This is a genomic window from Paenibacillus sp. FSL W8-0194, assembly GCF_037969745.1.
GTDB classification, from domain to species: domain Bacteria; phylum Bacillota; class Bacilli; order Paenibacillales; family Paenibacillaceae; genus Paenibacillus_AQ; species Paenibacillus_AQ cookii.
Map to the genome: position 1 here is coordinate 3969251 of NZ_CP150205.1, position 17125 is coordinate 3986375.

The window sequence follows — 17125 nt, forward strand, 5'->3', positions numbered from 1 at the left end:
CAATCATTAGTTATTCTTTAATACAAGATATATCCTGTTAATTTAGGGGGCATTTAACCCCGCCTCACATCACACCCCCGACAATCATGTCTAAGGTCGCGCAAGTGACCCACAGTGTGACCGAGTGCCTACAGTGATAGAGGTTCAGTAGACATTACCTATTTTCATGATCAGTCGTTAACCCTTTGTACCGTAGTCATCCATATAAAATATTTGTTGGTCTTCCCGATTCATTCGATTGAGCACAATGCCCAACATTCGTGCATTCACATGCTCCAGCTGTTCCTTGGCCTTTCGCAAATGATCCTTTTTAACCCTGCCCGTGGCCACCACCATAACCACACCATCACATAACGTACTGGTTATAACAGGGTCTGTGACAGCAAGTACGGGAGGCGTATCAATTAGAATCACGTCATAATCCTGCTTCAGACTCTCAAGCAGTTCCCGCATAGCTGTGGAATCAATAAGCTCCGACGGATTCATAGGTACGGGTCCGGAAGGAAGCAACGATAAATAACCAACCATGGTTTCCTGGATTGCAGAATGAGCACTCGTACCGCCTGATAATAACGTGCTTAATCCGTGATTATTCGGCAGAGAGAATATTCGATGCAGGGATGGTTTACGCAAATCCGCATCAATGAGCAACACCTTCTTGCCTTCAAGAGCATAAGTGGTTGCCAAGTTGCAAATCGTTGTGGTTTTTCCTTCGCCTGCCAGCGCGGAGGTAACCATAATCAGTTTGGATTCATGGTCTTTGGACAAGTAGTGGATTTTTGTTCGAAGCAAACGGTATACTTCGGAGATCGTTGACGTTGGATTCACAGATACGATTAAACTTCGGTCATTGATTGAGCGCCGCATACTTGCTTTCACCTACTTTTGAATTGTGTACTGCTGCCGCCTTCTTCGTCGCCTTCAAATCTCCTTTGGTGATCTCGCCGACGGCCGTAAGAACGGGCAAATTGAGAATTTCAACGATTTCGGCTTCCGTTCTCAATGTATCGTCGAGATAATTAAGCAGAAACACGAGTCCGACGCCCAACATCAGGGAAACAGCAAAGCTGATCAAAATGTTCATCAACGGATTGAGATTAATCGGAGCAGGCGATGCCTTCGTATCCGCCATGCTAAGAATCGTGATATTATCCACGTTCATAATGTGGGGGATTTCATCCTTAAACACTTTGGATACAGCATTTACGATTGCGGCTGCCTTTGCGTAGGATGTATCCTTATATACCAAGTTCATGACTTGGGAGTTATTCGCGGTTATGACTGAAATGCCGGCCGACATTTCACCGGCAGTAGCCTTTAAATCGGGGAATTTCTGTACCACCTTATCCATGATCGCGGATGATTTGATAATTTCTTTATAAGAATTAATAAGAAAAATGCTGGTTTGTATCGTTCCCGTATTCAGGCTGCCGTCTGCTGATCCCTTCTGATTAACAATCAGCTTCGCATTTGCCGCATAAATCGGCGTCGTGAAGTAAAAGCTCTTGACGCAAGCCGCAGCAATCGCAACCACCACAATGACCATGATCAGCCACCATTTTTTTTGAATGATCCTAAAATATTGTTTGAGTTCCATTCTTTCGCAACCCTCCGATTAATAATGTGTGGAATAAAATCCACCGCATTTGATGCTCTCAACCCAAAATGATACAATATGTATATTCACATCCCATACTCTAAGATACAATTTGTATCATGTCAAGATTATATTTTTCCTATCGCCTATACGGATGACGCTTTGCTTGATGCATAGGCAATGGCCATCATTAAAAAAGGTTCACTTGTTGTACAACCAACAAATGAACCTTTTTTATGCATTATGTCCATGTAGAATGACATCTCACGATACCGGAAGAATCTGCAGCTGACCTTTGACGATGGATACTTGATATCTGGCGCCTGTAACGGAATCGGTTAGTATCAGCCCGTGCCCGCCGATTTCGAACGGGCCGGGGACGTAGTGGTGAGGATAAGGGGAATACGAACCGATATGATCCCACGTTACCATGACCCCGGCAATATAAGTTTCGCCTTTCGGCGGAATAAATCCGATGCTGAATTCATATAACAAACCTGTTTTGCTTGCCAGTTCTCTTCCGCGAAGATGCTTCCAGCCCTTCTCTTTCCAAGTAGCAGTGTCATTAAAAATATATTCCCCATTCTGCGCTGAAATCCGTCCGATCGACGCATAAAACGATGTGTTCGCAAATTCGGTTTCCAATATAAAATATTGCATGGCCAAATTTCGATTTGCATCCCCCTTGAGTGGCAGGGATCGACCATTGAATTTTATTCTAACGCTTGGAGAATTGGTCCCATCAGGTGTTACTTTTAATATGACCGGATTATTGCCGATGACCTGCTTCATCTCGTTGGAGATAGGCACCGGGACCTGATCCGCCGTAACTAGGCTGATGGTTCCGTTACTAACCGTCCAGTTTGACAGGATCTCGGGATTTTGAAGAAGATTTGGAGCAGAGACGGGCATAAGCGCCCTATGCTCTCTTTCTTGCATGCGCGCCTGCAAATCAACGGAAGTATATAGCGGCGTCAGCTTTCTCCGGATCACCGTATCGGCTACGGACAGCCCGGAAAGATCGGACTCCTTGTCGCCTGTCAATGTATCAATATAAGCTGTGCCAAGCGCTCCTACTGCGGTTGATTTTTTCAATTTGCCCAGATCATCATGGAATACGGCCGGAGCCGTAATAGTTCCGAACCAGACTGCATAACGTTGTTTTTCATACGGATGCTTCAGATCGTCCGGCAGCGCATATTCCCAAGCGGTTGGATTATTGGTGTGCTGTGTCGTTGACCACGAAAAACCGAATCCGAACATTCTTAAATTGTGCGTGGAGGATTTTGGCAGCAATTTTATGGCTGCTTCCCCGCATTGCTCAAACTGAGTATTCATGTATAAGCCGCTTAATCCAAGAACGGAGGGGGCTTTATTATAATCCTCCAGTCCGCCGTCTATGCATTGATAGATTGCATACGGGGAAAACCCAAGATGAGTCCTAAGAAGGAATGCTCCGAAGCCTCCGCGATGATCGGCTGTTAGCATGGTACCCATCATTATTCCAGCAAATGCTCCTGATATGCCGCCGCCTTGGTAATAATAATCGCCAGAATTAATGCGACAATACACGCCAATCATTCCGCTCCATGTACAATCATACGATGATACATGCCCGCTCGTGCTATTAAGCAGCTGACCGACCTTTACCTGAGACGTAATGATATTCCTGAATATTGGAGTGGCTGTGCCGGCGATCTCAATTGCAGCCGCTCCAACTTGAAACATGTCATATAAGTCTTGTTCGAATAGGCTCTTATTGATCCAGGTCGCAAGATTTTTCGAATTATAGCTCACAATTCCTTGAATGGAGAAATCCTCGAATACAGCTTTTATCCCAGCCTCTCTTATCCTTATGCAAGGGAGCAAGTCCGTTGCTTTATCCATGGGATCCCAAATGATCCGGGTACCTGATTGCCCGCCGTCCACGTATGGACCGACACCAAAAATGCCTCGGCTGTTATTTTCGATCGTTTGCCTGATCCGATAATTTCCTGCAGGGATAAATATTTTGTACCGCTTATTGCTCATAGCCATTGCCGCTTTGAAAGCTTCGGTATCATCCGTCACGCCATCTCCAACGGCGCCAAACCATTTGACGTTGATGCCGCGGCTTCCCATTTCTTCATCTAAATGATCAAAATTAGCGCTTAATTCTTCGGGTAATACCGCCTCATTTGCCAGCCACTTCCTCATCTTCATGAAATGCGTGCTCGGATCAGTCATGCAATCCCCTCCTTATCGCTATAGTAATCATCCATTTCAATAAATGTTCAGTACAAATTCCCAGTACGTTTGAAAATAAATCCAATTCAAATATTGAAACCATTGGATAACTGCAATATAATTCTAAAGATACAAAATGTATCTAGTTGCAGTCATTTGAAGCAAAACAGATTCCGAGCATAAAAGGAGAATCTATGCGTATGCGAATATTTCTAACACTAATATGGGCCTGCATTCTTTTTATCTTCACTTGCTCCGTCAATTTCCATATGCTGATCAAATATCAGTTCATCGATTTTCAAATCAATCCTGCACCCGACTGGCTGGATCTCTTGAAGTCGGATTATCAATGGTCGGACACGGAGTGGCTTCAACGAAAAGCCGGGCACATGTTGGGATTTTTCGTAATGGCGCTCCTGGGGTCCAAGTTCGGCAAATACCGGACCGCTTTTTATTTCTCGGTTCTCTATGCGGCTGTAACCGAAATTTTGCAGTTGTATTTTTTTCGCGGCGGACGAATTTATGATGTTTTCATCGATACCATCGGTGTCTTGCTCGCATTTCTATTTTGCCGGAATCCCTGGCAGTTCCTAAAAAAATCGAAGAGCCCGTAGAAATAATATTGATTTTTAAAACAGATGTTGATACATTTCGTAACATAATGTATGATATAGCCAAAAGGGACGATTCTTAGTGCATTTTTACTAGGCGGTACATAATGGGGGAGATATTCAATGAGTGCGATCGCCGCTATTTACGGCTTCAATCGGGAACCGGCTTTGCCCGAACACGGGAGCCTGATGATGGAAGAAATGGACCAATATCCGGCTAACCAAAGGGCCGTATGGCTGAAGGAAAACATCATGCTCATGTGCCATGCGCAATGGGTTACTGAACAATCCGCCCAGGAAATATTGCCTTATTACGATGCGCACCGGGGTCTTGCGATAACTGCGGATGCCATCATTGATAATCGCGACGAATTAATGGAGCAATTGCAAGTGCCGCAACACGATACGAAAAGCATTACAGACAGCGAAATACTCCTGAAGGCCTATGAGAAATGGTCCGAACAAATGGTGGAGAAACTTGTCGGTGACTTTTCATTCATCCTCTGGGATGAGAGAAAACAGTTGCTTCTGGGAGCAAGGGATTTTTCTGGAGCGCGTACGCTCTATTTCCATCGCAACAAGCAGCAATTATCATTATGCACAGCGATTAACCCCTTATTGTCTTTACCTTACATAAAAAAAGAGCTAAACGACCAATGGTTGGCTGAATTTCTTGCCATTACCGGTGTCTTTGAACCCCCGGATTTGTCAACGACAATTTATAACAACATTGAACAGCTGCCTCCGTCCCATACGATTACAGTAAAGGGAAATGAGGTAAGCATTCGCAGATACAACAGTCTTGCCGAAGTCACACCGCTGAAGCTTGCTTCGTCGCAAGAGTACGTGGAAGCTTTTCAAGAAGTCTTTAACAAAGCCGTGACCGCAAGACTCCGACGGACCCGTCAGAACATCGGCGCTCATCTTAGCGGAGGCTTAGACTCCGGATCGGTTGTAAGCTTCGCCGCCAAAGCTTTGGAAAAAGACAGCCGCAAACTTTACACGTTCAGTTACGTGCCTGTGGATGGATTTACGGATTGGACACCGAAACGCAGACTCGCCGATGAAAGACCCTTGATTCGTCAGACGGTACAGTTTGTGGGCAATATCGATGATCATTACATGGATTTCAAAGGAAGAAACGCCTTTACGGAGATCGATGAGTGGCTGAATATTCTGGAGACCCCCTATAAATTTTTCGATAATACGTTCTGGTTAAGGGGCATCTATGAGGAAGCCAAGCAACGAGGCATAGGGACTTTGCTTCAAGGTTCCAGAGGCAACTACAGCATCTCTTGGGGGCCTGCGATCGAATATTATACGAAACTCATGAGGAAGTTCAGTTGGCATCGCTTATCGCGTGAGGTTCGTTTGTACAGTAAAAATGTCGGATTAGGACGAAGATATGTTTATTCCAACATTTTCCGTAAAGCTTTTCCCGTACTCGGGCACTTGAAAGCAACCCCGGCTCCAATAAAAATTCCGCAGTTAATTAATTCCGATTTTGCAAAACGAGCCGGCATTTACGAAAAACTCCATGATGACAAATTTACCCGAATTGGTTCGACGCACGATTTGCCTTCGGATCCGCTTGAAGCGAGGAAGCAGCATTTTCACCGTGTGAATATGTGGAGCACGACGGGAGCCGTTGGATGCAAGCTCTCTCTTCGTTACTCCGTATATGGCCACGACCCTACCAATGACCTCCGGGTTATCCGGTTCTGCCTTTCAACTCCGATGGATCAATTCGTGCATGACGGGATGGATCGGGCATTGATTCGCCAGGCTACGAAAGGCCGGCTACCTGATTCTATTCGGCTGAATCAACGAACAAGAGGCATTCAAGCAGCCGACTCGATCCACAGAATGTTAGACGATTGGCCGGAATTCGTCGGCGAGCTTAACCGCTTGCGCCGCGACCCGCGAATGCAGCAAATCTTAAACATGCCTGTCCTCGAGCAGGCCATAGAAGAAGCTCGCCAAGGCATTGACATCAATCAAGCCTACGGGACGTCCATAAAATTATTAATGCGCAGCCTAATTCTGCACCGATTTCTCGAAAATAACTTCTGAAAGGAGGTGAATACAAATGAAAAAAGAATGGACAGCACCCGCTTTGGAAATTCTGGATATCAATATGACAATGGCCGGCCCTGGAGAAACGACTCCGGACGCGGTACAACCCGATCCTGACGAGCACGTACATCATACATCCTAGTTAGTACATAAAGGCATGTTTTTTCAAGGGGGGGAAACTCGATAACACCTTAACAGGTATATGGGTTACCCCCTAATTATTTATTGGTATTGGGGTGAAAGCATTGTTTCAAACGAAAACGAACGACGCGTATACCGCCTTCGGGTATTCCATTCAAAGCGTGATCCCTTTTCCGGAACTTCGAAAGACCAGCTCATTATCCGATACACCTGATATATCCATTCGGTACGGTGATCTGACGCATAGACGGACGGAGCTAATGAAATCACCCAAGAAAATCTCGGTTGGAAAAGATGAGGTCGTATTTCATATACCTCATCAGGCCACATTCTCGGTTGAAAAAGGAACGACGATCACCATCTCGCCTGAGCAACATGCCGACGTCGATATTGTTCGATTATATGTACTGGGCACATGTATGGGCGCTATTTTATTCCAAAGAAAAATACTCCCCTTGCACGGCAGTGCAGTTGTCATCGATGGTAAAGCTTACGCGTTTATCGGCCATTCCGGCCATGGCAAATCAACGCTTGCTTCCGCATTTCTGCAACAAGGGTATCAGCTGATAACGGATGATGTCATTGCTTTAACCCTGGATGACTGCAATAACCCTTACGTGACCCCCTCTTATCCGCAACAAAAGCTGTGGCAGGAAAGTCTGGATGTTTTTGGCATGAACTCGAATTTATATCGTCCATTGTTCGACCGTGAATCAAAATTTGCCGTTCCTGTCCACTCCTATTTTTCGGAAAACGTCGTTCCTTTGGCAGGTATATTCGAACTCGTGAAGATGGATTGCCAACATGCCGAAATTCGTGCCGTAACGAAGAAGCTAGAGCGTTTGTCGCTTTTGTATCGACATACATACCGTAATTATTTTCTTTCGGAGGGCGGGCTTACAGCATGGCATTTCGAAACGACGACCCGACTGTCGGCAAACGTCAGCTTTTACCAACTTCGCCGCCCATTACACGAGCAAACGGTAAACCAACTGGCAGACATTGTATTAGAAGCCATTAAAGATTCATGCGAATGACCGCAGTTTTTTTGAGTATTCCCCTTGTTCGGAGAGAAGGATGGGTACAATAGCCACCGAAACAGAGCCAGAAAAGCAGTAATGTCATCTTCATGTTCATAAACAAAAGTCATGGAGCAACGGCTTCGAGGCTATGCCCAGGCCAATCCACGACTTTCGGAAGAATCCAAATGTGGTTGATCTATTTACATTCAAGGGCCAAGTTAAGTATTAGGGCTAGTAATTTCATCATCCCTGTGGATACCTTCTATTCCGAACTGTGATGATGCAAGCTGGCCAATGTACTTCCATTAATTAATTTCGCTGCATGTTCCTGCAGCATCTTCAAATAAGAAGAACCACACATTTGTTTAATTGCTTCATAACCTTCTTGGAAGTGAAAATTCCGCAATGACAAATTATGTGCATCACTACCTACCAAGTGAATCCAGTGCTTCCGGCACAGGTAGGATGCCGTTTCTTGCACGTTCCGGCCAAAAACGCCGATTAAGGATTGAGTTGTAACCTGCAGCCTAACACCGTAATTCTCAATCCAGTCAAGTACTTGATCCGGGTTGTCGATAATTTCAAGATTCCTTTCAGGATGAGCAATGACCGGATGGATGCCATGATGTTTCATGTAGGTAAAAAATTCGTAAAGACAGCCGGGGATCATGCGGGAAGGGAGTTCGACGAGCAGATAAGAGCTTCCGGCAAGCGGCTGAAGCCGTCTCGCCCGATGTTCCGCCCGAAAAGAATCCGTTAGACGGTACTCCTGCCCGGGGAGAATCCTAAGCGGAATGTTATGTTTCTTCAGCTTGCCATTGAACAGACCTACCCTACGCTGTATTTTTCGTGCCGTGTTATTATACCTTTTCGCGGTATGATGGGGAGTGGCAATGATCGTTTGAATTCCATCCCTTACTGCAGAAGCGGCCATGCGCAAGGCGGCATCCATGCTTCTTGGGCCGTCATCCATGCCGGGCAGGATATGACAATGGGTATCAATCATATTTTCAACACCTGTCTTTATTTATTCGATACTAAATGTATCTAAAAAATGAATCCTCGACAACATTTTATGTTTGTAAAGCCCTTAATAGGAAGAGTTATGCCGAAAACCCTTCACCTCAGCACAACATTGCATCAACAGGAAGATTCCATCGTGTCATAAAGGGGTCAGCAACCTGTTTTCTTAGGAAAATGGTTACAAAATGGTTATTAGCTATTGACGTCATTGTAAATTTACGATACATTTTGTATCACGTCAAGTATTATTTCATTAGCCTTGGAATCATGTACGGAGGGTGGGAACGAATGAAAAACGGTCACCGGATCGCAGAGTTGCGGGAGCAGAAAGGTTGGACTCAAGAGCAGTTATCTGCCTCGATCGGCATCAGCAGAGCGGCGCTGTCTCATTACGAGAAAAACCGGAGAAAGCCGGACTATGAAACGTTGGACCGGCTGGCTGATCTGTTTCAGGTTTCAATTGATTACCTTTTGGGAAGGGGGGCGTCGCCCAAGGATTCGGCCGGAACGGAACCCGCCGATTCGAAAGAATGAAACCTCCGCAACGCACGGCCTGCAACAAATTTAAAGCTGATACATTGGCATTGGTTAGGCTTGGATACAGAATACATACATATCGATCCACAACTAGCTGTTCTATAAGACTTCCTTTTTTATCAAAAGAACCTTTGCGCGCCTCGCTCCCGGCATGTATAATAGGATAGCAAACATATGTTTGCCTATATCCACGTGGTCAGTCAGAGGAGGCATCATGAAAGGTTCAACGCATATGGCGATCGGCGTCGCCATCGGAGCGGCTGCGGCTGCCCATTATCCCTTTACGCTGCAGCATGCCGCGCTTTATATTGCGGTTTCCGCGTTGTCGGCGCTCAGCCCCGATCTGGACGGGCCCAGCATGCTCAGTTCAAAGATCGGGCAGTTTTCCAAGTGGCTGCGGGAGATGCTGTACTGGTCAGGCCTGCTTCTGATCGTCATGCTTATCTGGCTTTATTTCGCGAAACATCTGTTTGTCGTGGAATATTCGCTCGCGGCGCTTAGCTTGTTTTTGCTCGGCCTGATTATTAAAGACGGACTCATGCGCAACATCCTTGTCAGCGTGATCGGCTGCGCGCTTGCGTATATCGGCCTGTCCCATCAGATGACGTGGCTTCTCGGATTCGGGTTGTTCGTGGCGGTCGCCCCTTGGCTGAAGCACCGGGGATTAACGCACACGGTCTGGGCGCTGGGACTATGGGCATACATAGGTTCGGGCTTAGAGGAGCAGCTTCAGGTGGAAGGCATCATGCTGGTGGCCACCGCCGGATACCTGTCGCATCTGGTCGCCGATTCGCTGACGCCAAGCGGCGTGAAGTGGCTGTACCCCATCATCAAAAAATCGTTCAAAATTCCGATTGCGTAAACAAACATCGCCAGTAGCACAAGCGTCCCCATTCAAAAATGATCCAAAAAGCTCTCCAAGCGCCAAAAGCACATCCCTATGCAGGGAATATGCGCGCCGGGAGAGTTTTTTCGTGGTTCACCAAAAAAAGGCAGCCCGTTCCTTCCGGAATGAATAACATTTATTCATATGCAGAATACTTTTAACTTGAAGCTCTCCGCTATGAATGGTACATATTGTAAGAGGTCGAACGATTTTTAATTTGCCTTAAGGAGTAGAGCAGGTGGCCAATAAAACCATTGTTGCCGTTTGGATCAGCTTGATCAGTAACGTGGTGCTGACGGCGCTCAAAATCGTCACGGGTCTTGTATTTAATAGTAAAGTTCTCGTCGCGGACGGGATTCACAACGCCGGGGACGTCGTGGCAACCGTTGCCGCCTTGACTTCCGCCCTCGTCGCCAGGAAACCGGCCGATGAAGACCATCCTTACGGCCACGGCAAAGCCGAAGCGATTTCTTCCGGACTGGTGTCCATCATTTTGATCATGGCGGCGCTGCTGATGGTTTACAAGTCCGTCGAATCCTTTTTTTCGCCCCCCGCCGCAGCCAGCTGGATATCGCTGGTCGCCGCTTTTGTTTCCTTGGCGTGGAAGCAGGCGCTGTACATGTACTGCATCCGGATCGGAAAAGCGGAAAACAGCCGCAGCCTGATCGCGACCGCCTATGACCATATTGCCGACGTCTACGCTTCGGCAGCAGCCGTGATCGGGATCGGCATCGCGCTGATCGGCGACAAATACCATATCGCGTATACGGAATACGGCGACTCCGCCGCGGGCATTATCGTCTCTTATCTCGTCATCCGGCTCGGCTACAAAATGGGACGCGAAGCCATCGACATTTTGATGGACAAAAACGTCACTAACGAGCAGCTGGAACAGCTGACCGCGATCATTTATTCGGTTCCGAACGTCAAACGGGTGGACAGCATCCGCGCCCGGGAGCTCGGCAATGCGATTATCGTGGACGTGAAGGTCAGCGTCCCGAATCAATTGACCGTGAAGGAAGGACATGACGTAAGCCGCGAGGTGAAGCAAAGCATCATGAAGCGGATGAAGCACGTCGGGGACGTCATGGTGCATTTGAATCCGTGGTACGCGGACGGAGAGGAAGAATAAGAAAGGGACTGCCCCGAGATCGGGACAGTCCCTGTTTATTATCCGAGATCCGGCACGTCCACCAAGCTGACTTCCGGATTGCTTGTTCCGTGAAGCTCGAAAACGACAAGCTCGTTGCTGCCGGTCTTCAGCAGCGGCGCCGGAATGTACAATGCCTTCTGCGGTCCCGCTTCCCAGTATCGTCCGAGATTGAAGCCGTTAATATAGACGACGCCTTTCGTCCAGCCGTCCAAACGGATAAAGGTATCCGCCTTGTCGTCGACTTCGAACGTTCCCTTGTAAAAGGCCGGCGCTCCGCCCTTAACGGAAGCTCCTTCTTCCTTCAGCGGCGCAAAAGACAACGCCGACAAGTCGCTGAGCGGCAGCGGACGGATCGTCCAGTCGTACAGGAACTGGTTGCCGAGGCGGATGCCTTCCGTGATGCCCTTCGGATCCCTCATCAACGGGCCGTAGTTGACCCGGCCCATGTTTTCCACGAGCACGTCGAGCTGCAGCCCTTCGGCCGGGATTTCAAGCGGAATGCCTGCCGGGTTCCAGCGTTCCACCGTGCCTTTGTATTCGCCGTTCGCGAATACCAGCGCCCGGTCGCGCACGTCCTGAAGCACCAGCTCAAAGCCGTGCCGCGGACCGCTGATCCGCGTGGAATACAGGATAAAGCCGTAATTTTGGCCTACCTTCTCCATCGGCTCCGGACACGCCCTGCGGATCGGCTGCGACAACCGATCCAGCTGGCCGAACAATCCAGCCAGTTCCGTCATCTGCACGGTGCCGTACGCCTTTTTGCGGATCGGCTCAGGCAATTCCAGCTCCGGCAGGTCCGTGTAACGGGAAAGCACCTCGCGTACGGCATAAAACTTCGGCGTCGGATCCCCCCACTCGCTCAGCAGCGTATCGTAATCGTAGCTCGTGACCGTCGGCTCGAACTGCTGGCCGTGGTTGGCCCCGTTGTAAAACCCGAAATTGGTGCCGCCATGGAACATGTAAAAGTTCACCGATGCGCCTTCCTCCAGCATCTCTTCGAGCGCTTTCGCCACGTCTTCGGCCGGGCGGGTGTGATGCTCCTCCGTCCAATGGTCGAACCAGCCGTTCCAAAACTCCATGCACATCAACGGGCCTTCCGGCTGGTATTCGCGCAGCTTCGCGAACGCCTCCTTTGCTCTGGAACCGAAGTTGACCGTCTCCAGCACGCCTTCCACCATGCCGCCTTGAAGCATATGGTTTTCCGGGCCGTCGGAGGTGAACAGTAGCACGTCGATGCCGCGGCTGATCATGCCTTCTTTCAAGTAATTCAAATATTGCTTGTCATTGCCGTAGCTGCCGTATTCGTTTTCGATCTGCATGGCGATGATCGGGCCGCCGTTCGTGCATTGAAGCGGTTTCAATCTTGGCAGCAGCTCGTCGAAATAACGGTCGACCTTGTCCAGGAACGCGCGGTCGAAGCAGCGAAGCCGCATCGAGGAATCGGCCAGCAGCCAGGCAGGAAGTCCGCCGAATTCCCATTCGGCGCATATGTACGGGCTTGGACGCACGATGACATGAAGCCCCAATTCGCCGGCTAACCGGACGAACGCTTCGATGTCCGCCAATCCGTCAAAGACGAACTTTCCTTCTTCCGGTTCGTGGATGTTCCACGCCACGTACGTTTCGACCGTGTTAAAACCGCAGGCTTTCAGCTTCAGCAGCCGGTCGCGCCAATATTCAGGTACCACGCGGAAATAATGGATGGAACCGGAAAAAATGCGAAGGGGTTCCCCTTCATAAACAAAATCGTTTCCTTGAACCTTGAATTCTGCCATTACGTTCGATCTCTCCCTCTCGGTGCCTTTTTTTGGCCTTTCCTGCCAATAGCCCTATCCGGCTTATTATAAGCCAGAATGAGGGCTAATGGGAGAACTATTTTGACAATTTTTCCGCAAAAATCAGCCCTTGACCCCGCCGAGCATCAGGCCTCCGGATATGAACAGCGGCACGAGTTATACACTTCTCCAATGAACAACCCGCCATATGCAGGTTTGAAATGAGTTAAGGATCGTTCGCATTTAGTTGGACAGAAAAAATAGGGGCTAGTAGAATGAAGAGAATAATACTAGGAGCGGATCTGCTATGCCAAAACTCAGACGTCCATTTACAGCAGATTTTAAAAAATCAATGGTCCAGGTATATGAAAATTGAAAGCTTAAGGGCAGCGATTGCCAGAGAGTATGAACTTAGTCTTTCTGCCCTGCAAATCTCCAGAAGTACCTTCTACTATGACTTTCTTACGGATCGCGGAAACGATGTAATGGTATAATTCACATCATATTTATTATTGACGTCGAGGTACTTGCCCATGACAGAATTGACTAAGAAAAAGCAATCCAATGAGCCCCCCAGTTACGTTCTTTTAACGATGATTCGGTTAAGTTATTTTCTTGTGCTTAGCTTAATGTATCTATTGATCAAGTTTCCGGCTCCTGCTTGGAAGAACTACTTCATTATCGGCTGCATCGTTCTGTTTGTTCCTGTTCATTTTCTCTATCCGGTGGTTAAGGATAAATGGAAGAGAATCGTAACAGCCTGCATTGATATTGCCATTACGACCTCATACTCCTATGTTTTTCTGAACGAAGAATCTCCCGATCTGCTGTTCATGGGTTTATCCAGCTTGTTCCTCTTTATGTTCGTTCAATCCCGGTGGGTTATGATCGCTTGGTACATATTCTTCGGAGTGAATATCCTCATTCTAATTCTGATTCAACTGCACCAATACGGGAACATTGAAGGCGCCTATTATATTGTGAATGGATCGTTCGTGGTATTTGCAGGTCTAATCGGATCTTTAATTCGTTATTATAAACAATCGAGGATTGAAACCATGCGCTTGCATAAGGAACTGGAGAACTCGTATAGACAGTTGACTGAGTATTCGCTACAAGTAGAAGAGTTATCCGTCAGCCGAGAAAGGATTCGCATTGCAAGAGAGATCCATGACACGGTTGGACACAATTTGATCGCTCTTCTGATTCAACTTGACTTGGCCAGAAAGCTGCAAGCATCCGATGCTGAGAAAAGCCGAGAGTGCCTGCAGCAATGTGAGGATCTGGTTCGCTCGGCACTACACGAGGTTAGGCTCTCGGTACGTACTATACGCGAAGAGGACAACGGTTTGACTTTTGCCGAATCGGTCACAAGGTTGACTGGACAGTTCGCGGAGTTAACAGGTATGCAAGTTTCGGTCGAGGTGGATCCCCATTTTCCAGATGTGTCCGAAGCGTTGCGTCTCACCCTCATTCGGATTGTTCAGGAATCGTTGACCAATGCCCGGAAACACGGAGATTCTTCGCAAGTTTGGGTGACTCTCCGCTGCGCGGAACATGGGATTGATGTGAGCATCCTCAATAACGGGCTTGGAAATCCCGAATATTCCCCAGGATTCGGCTTGTTAAATATGCAGGAACGGGTCCATGAACATGGTGGAACTCTGCGGATTGTAACAGGTCCCGAAGAAGGATTCGAAGTGCGGGTTACAATCCCGTTGGATGAGATAAAAATGGATGGAGGCGAAACGAATGATTCAAGTGCTGGTTGCCGATGATCAACGTCTAATGCGGGACGGATTGTCCGCCCTCATCAGTTTGGACCCATATATTAAGGTGGTGGGTACCGCATCAGACGGCAAAGAAGCTTACGAGAAGGCCTTGGGGCTGCGTCCGGACATTGTTCTGATGGACATTCGCATGCCAGTCGTGGATGGTGTGGAGGGTACGCGACTGATTCGCAGCCACTTGCCGGAAGTCAAAGTGATGGTGTTGACGACGTTCGAGGATATCGAGCTTATTGTCAGGGCGCTAGAACAGGGAGCTAACGGCTATCTTCTAAAGGATATGCCATCGGAAGCGATCGTCAGAGCCATTCACACCATCCATTCAGGAGGAACCGTGCTGCAACCGAGCATTACAGCCCGCATTCTCGAGGAATGGAAGAAGCGCGAGAGCAGAATCAATGGCAATTCCGTTATTAGAGACGATCCCGGTTCATCCTTGATCGAGCAATTATCGGTTCGAGAGATGGAAGTACTTCGATTAATCGGCCGCGGGTTGAACAATAAAGAAATTGCAGACGAATTGATCATTACCGAAGGAACCGTGAAGAATCATGTCTCCAACGTCATCTCCAAACTGGAGTTGCGCGATCGGACGCAAGTGGCGATCTTCGCTGTGCAACGCGGTATCACGATACCTGAAACATGACTTTGTGCATAGTCCTATGCCATAAGTATTGAAATGCATACGTTCGTTTACATGCATGTTCTATCGGATTACAGATTCGATCGGTTATTGATTTTGTTATGCTTATTTCCAGATCGATAAACACGAAATGGAAAGAGGCGTTTCAACTTGTTCAGACCCATCTGGATTCTGCTGTCCATCTTTGTTGTACTAACTGCAAGCTATAATCATGTCTACGCTGATTCCCGGCTTCAAAGCGGTGATGTAAACGGTTATAACCAGCAAATCGAGCAAATGGTACGCGATCATATGGCCAAAGGCAAAATTCCCGGCGTCTCTCTAGTCGTCGTCAAAAACGGCCGTACGGTAATGAGCAAAGGATTCGGTTACGCGGATAAGCAGTCCAAGCGAAAAGTCACGATGGACACGAAATTCCAACTGGGTTCGTTGTCCAAATCATTTACGGGACTGGCGATTACACATCTTGCCGATAAACATCTATTGGAATTAGATAAGGCGGTCTCTTTCTATCTTCCTTGGTTCCAAGTTCGGTACCGTCAGGCTCCTGCGGAGATTACGCTCAATCAATTGATGGAGCACACGAGCGGATTTGGCACGGAGACATTCATCGATATTCCCGCCTCTTCGGACAAGGATGCTTTGGAACAAGGTGTAATGAAGTTGGCACACGCCTCCTTGAACTCCTCTCCTGGCGAAAAGTATGCTTACTCGAACGTGAACTTTAACATCTTAGGCCTTCTTATCGAGAACATCTCGGGTCAGTCTTATGAGGACTACATGAAAGATCATATTTTCAAACCGCTTGGTCTTCAGCATACGAACGTTCGCGGGCAACGGTTACCGCACAATCTGGCAACGGGATACAAGGCTTCATTTTTCGGGGCAAGCCCATATTCAGTTCCCTACAGTTTAAGCCAAGCCCCTGCGGGTTCAATTATTACGAACGGGACAGACATGGAAAAGTGGCTGAGATTCAACTTAGGAATTGAACGTGTCGACGGCTATGAGGTTGTTCATCCGACAGCTGCGACTCCCTTTCATTATTACGGCGGCTGGGAATTCGATACGGTTTCCAGTCAGACGCAGCACGCTGGGAATCTGGAGAATTACTCTTCTTTTATTGCGATGGACTCTCAGGAGAAAACGGGCGTTGTCGTCTTGGCCAATTTGAATTCGACCTACACAACAACCATAGGCGAGGGAATCATGTCTTTGTTGAAGGGACAGCCCGCGTTAAAGGGCGGAAGCTTGGACATGTATCTCTTGATCGACCAGGTTGCTTCTTCGATCATTTTGATCATGGGTCTGCTAATCCTAGTGATGTTTTGGCTTATAGGCAACACCTGGAGAGCCATCCGGACTGGAGGCATAACTCTCCGGTTGCGACCGCTGCGGGTCCTCATCTCCTTTCTTCTCCTATCGGTTCTTGTGTTTCTCTACGTTCTTATGATCCGATTGCCTGCTTTTATTTTCCCCAATGCGGATTGGAGCTTTATTAACGACTGGATGCCAAATACGACTTTGTACGGGGTTATGATTCTGCTCGGTTTCCTGACACTTCTAACCATTAACACAATCGCTAGGCTCGTATATAGAAAATAGGATGGCTAACTCTTCTATCCCGCAGTACTCGTAAGTTTGGACA

The 17125-nt window shown here is 47.8% G+C and carries 13 protein-coding genes and 1 pseudogene; 9 read left to right on the plus strand and 5 right to left on the minus strand.

The genetic code is table 11. From position 1 onward, the window contains the following. Positions 1–177: 177 nt before the first annotated feature. The 3 genes from MKY58_RS18095 to MKY58_RS18105 all read right to left on the minus strand — a co-directional run bounded on the left by MKY58_RS18095 (position 178) and on the right by MKY58_RS18105 (position 3823). The gene (locus MKY58_RS18095) at positions 178–867 is read right to left on the minus strand and encodes a CpsD/CapB family tyrosine-protein kinase (protein WP_339321476.1); all 690 of its coding nucleotides are present in this window, start codon (positions 865–867) and stop codon (positions 178–180) included. Continuing rightward, complete coding sequence (locus tag MKY58_RS18100; protein WP_339321477.1) at positions 848–1597, minus strand: Wzz/FepE/Etk N-terminal domain-containing protein; 750 nt, start codon at positions 1595–1597, stop codon at positions 848–850. Before MKY58_RS18100 ends, MKY58_RS18095 begins: the two co-directional genes overlap by 20 nt. Before the next feature lie 264 nt (positions 1598–1861). Then, a complete protein-coding gene (locus tag MKY58_RS18105) occupies positions 1862–3823 on the minus strand; it encodes a glycosyl hydrolase family 28-related protein (RefSeq protein ID WP_339321478.1) in 1962 nt (653 codons plus the stop codon). A 734-nt stretch (positions 3824–4557) separates the two neighbouring features. Between MKY58_RS18105 and MKY58_RS18110 the strand changes: the two genes are divergently transcribed. From MKY58_RS18110 to MKY58_RS18120, 3 genes are all read left to right on the plus strand, one after another. Beyond that, on the plus strand, positions 4558–6507 hold the full coding sequence (locus tag MKY58_RS18110; protein ID WP_339321479.1) for an asparagine synthase-related protein: 1950 nt from the start codon (positions 4558–4560) through the stop codon (positions 6505–6507). Between the two features lie 16 nt (positions 6508–6523). Continuing rightward, positions 6524–6652 carry a paeninodin family lasso peptide gene (locus tag MKY58_RS18115; RefSeq protein ID WP_339321480.1) on the plus strand — a complete coding sequence of 43 codons (129 nt, stop codon included), beginning with the start codon at positions 6524–6526 and terminating at the stop codon, positions 6650–6652. 259 nt (positions 6653–6911) lie between these two features. Next, complete coding sequence (locus MKY58_RS18120; protein WP_339321481.1) at positions 6912–7688, plus strand: aldolase; 777 nt, start codon at positions 6912–6914, stop codon at positions 7686–7688. A 247-nt stretch (positions 7689–7935) separates the two neighbouring features. On the opposite strand, the gene MKY58_RS18125 is transcribed toward MKY58_RS18120, so the two are convergent. Beyond that, positions 7936–8679, minus strand: coding sequence for a CpsB/CapC family capsule biosynthesis tyrosine phosphatase (locus tag MKY58_RS18125; protein WP_339321482.1), 744 nt, complete (start codon positions 8677–8679; stop codon positions 7936–7938). A 305-nt stretch (positions 8680–8984) separates the two neighbouring features. On the opposite strand from MKY58_RS18125, the pseudogene MKY58_RS18130 reads away from it, so the two are divergent. The 3 genes and pseudogenes from MKY58_RS18130 to MKY58_RS18140 form a co-directional block, all read left to right on the plus strand. Then, a pseudogene (locus MKY58_RS18130) lies at positions 8985–9176 on the plus strand (helix-turn-helix transcriptional regulator); the annotation flags it as partial. Positions 9177–9447: 271 nt separating this feature from the next. Next, positions 9448–10095 (plus strand): metal-dependent hydrolase, encoded by a 648-nt coding sequence (locus MKY58_RS18135; RefSeq protein ID WP_339321483.1) that lies wholly within the window; start codon positions 9448–9450, stop codon positions 10093–10095. Positions 10096–10357: 262 nt separating this feature from the next. Further along, positions 10358–11251 (plus strand): cation diffusion facilitator family transporter, encoded by an 894-nt coding sequence (locus MKY58_RS18140; protein WP_339321484.1) that lies wholly within the window; start codon positions 10358–10360, stop codon positions 11249–11251. A 38-nt stretch (positions 11252–11289) separates the two neighbouring features. Here the strand turns inward: MKY58_RS18140 and MKY58_RS18145 are convergent, their stop codons facing one another. After that, positions 11290–13047, minus strand: coding sequence for a beta-galactosidase family protein (locus MKY58_RS18145; RefSeq protein WP_339321485.1), 1758 nt, complete (start codon positions 13045–13047; stop codon positions 11290–11292). Between the two features lie 533 nt (positions 13048–13580). Between MKY58_RS18145 and MKY58_RS18150 the strand changes: the two genes are divergently transcribed. From MKY58_RS18150 to MKY58_RS18160, 3 genes are all read left to right on the plus strand, one after another. Continuing rightward, on the plus strand, positions 13581–14825 hold the full coding sequence (locus MKY58_RS18150; RefSeq protein ID WP_339321486.1) for a sensor histidine kinase: 1245 nt from the start codon (positions 13581–13583) through the stop codon (positions 14823–14825). Next, a complete protein-coding gene (locus tag MKY58_RS18155) occupies positions 14800–15480 on the plus strand; it encodes a response regulator transcription factor (protein WP_339321487.1) in 681 nt (226 codons plus the stop codon). The genes MKY58_RS18150 and MKY58_RS18155 overlap by 26 nt, the downstream gene beginning before the upstream one ends. A 147-nt stretch (positions 15481–15627) precedes the next feature. Beyond that, a complete protein-coding gene (locus MKY58_RS18160) occupies positions 15628–17082 on the plus strand; it encodes a serine hydrolase domain-containing protein (RefSeq protein WP_339321488.1) in 1455 nt (484 codons plus the stop codon). The last annotated feature ends 43 nt before the right edge of the window (positions 17083–17125 follow it).

Excerpts from the sequence above, each read along its gene's own strand:
- MKY58_RS18095 (WP_339321476.1), bottom strand. The coding sequence starts at position 867 with ATGCGGCGCTCAATCAATGACCGAAGTTTAATCGTATCTGTGAATCCA.
- MKY58_RS18100 (WP_339321477.1), bottom strand. The coding sequence starts at position 1,597 with ATGGAACTCAAACAATATTTTAGGATCATTCAAAAAAAATGGTGGCTG.
- MKY58_RS18105 (WP_339321478.1), bottom strand. The coding sequence starts at position 3,823 with ATGACTGATCCGAGCACGCATTTCATGAAGATGAGGAAGTGGCTGGCA.
- MKY58_RS18110 (WP_339321479.1), top strand. The coding sequence starts at position 4,558 with ATGAGTGCGATCGCCGCTATTTACGGCTTCAATCGGGAACCGGCTTTG.
- MKY58_RS18115 (WP_339321480.1), top strand. The coding sequence starts at position 6,524 with ATGAAAAAAGAATGGACAGCACCCGCTTTGGAAATTCTGGATATCAAT.
- MKY58_RS18120 (WP_339321481.1), top strand. The coding sequence starts at position 6,912 with ATGAAATCACCCAAGAAAATCTCGGTTGGAAAAGATGAGGTCGTATTT.
- MKY58_RS18125 (WP_339321482.1), bottom strand. The coding sequence starts at position 8,679 with ATGATTGATACCCATTGTCATATCCTGCCCGGCATGGATGACGGCCCA.
- MKY58_RS18135 (WP_339321483.1), top strand. The coding sequence starts at position 9,448 with ATGAAAGGTTCAACGCATATGGCGATCGGCGTCGCCATCGGAGCGGCT.
- MKY58_RS18145 (WP_339321485.1), bottom strand. The coding sequence starts at position 13,047 with ATGGCAGAATTCAAGGTTCAAGGAAACGATTTTGTTTATGAAGGGGAA.
- MKY58_RS18150 (WP_339321486.1), top strand. The coding sequence starts at position 13,581 with ATGACAGAATTGACTAAGAAAAAGCAATCCAATGAGCCCCCCAGTTAC.
- MKY58_RS18155 (WP_339321487.1), top strand. The coding sequence starts at position 14,800 with ATGATTCAAGTGCTGGTTGCCGATGATCAACGTCTAATGCGGGACGGA.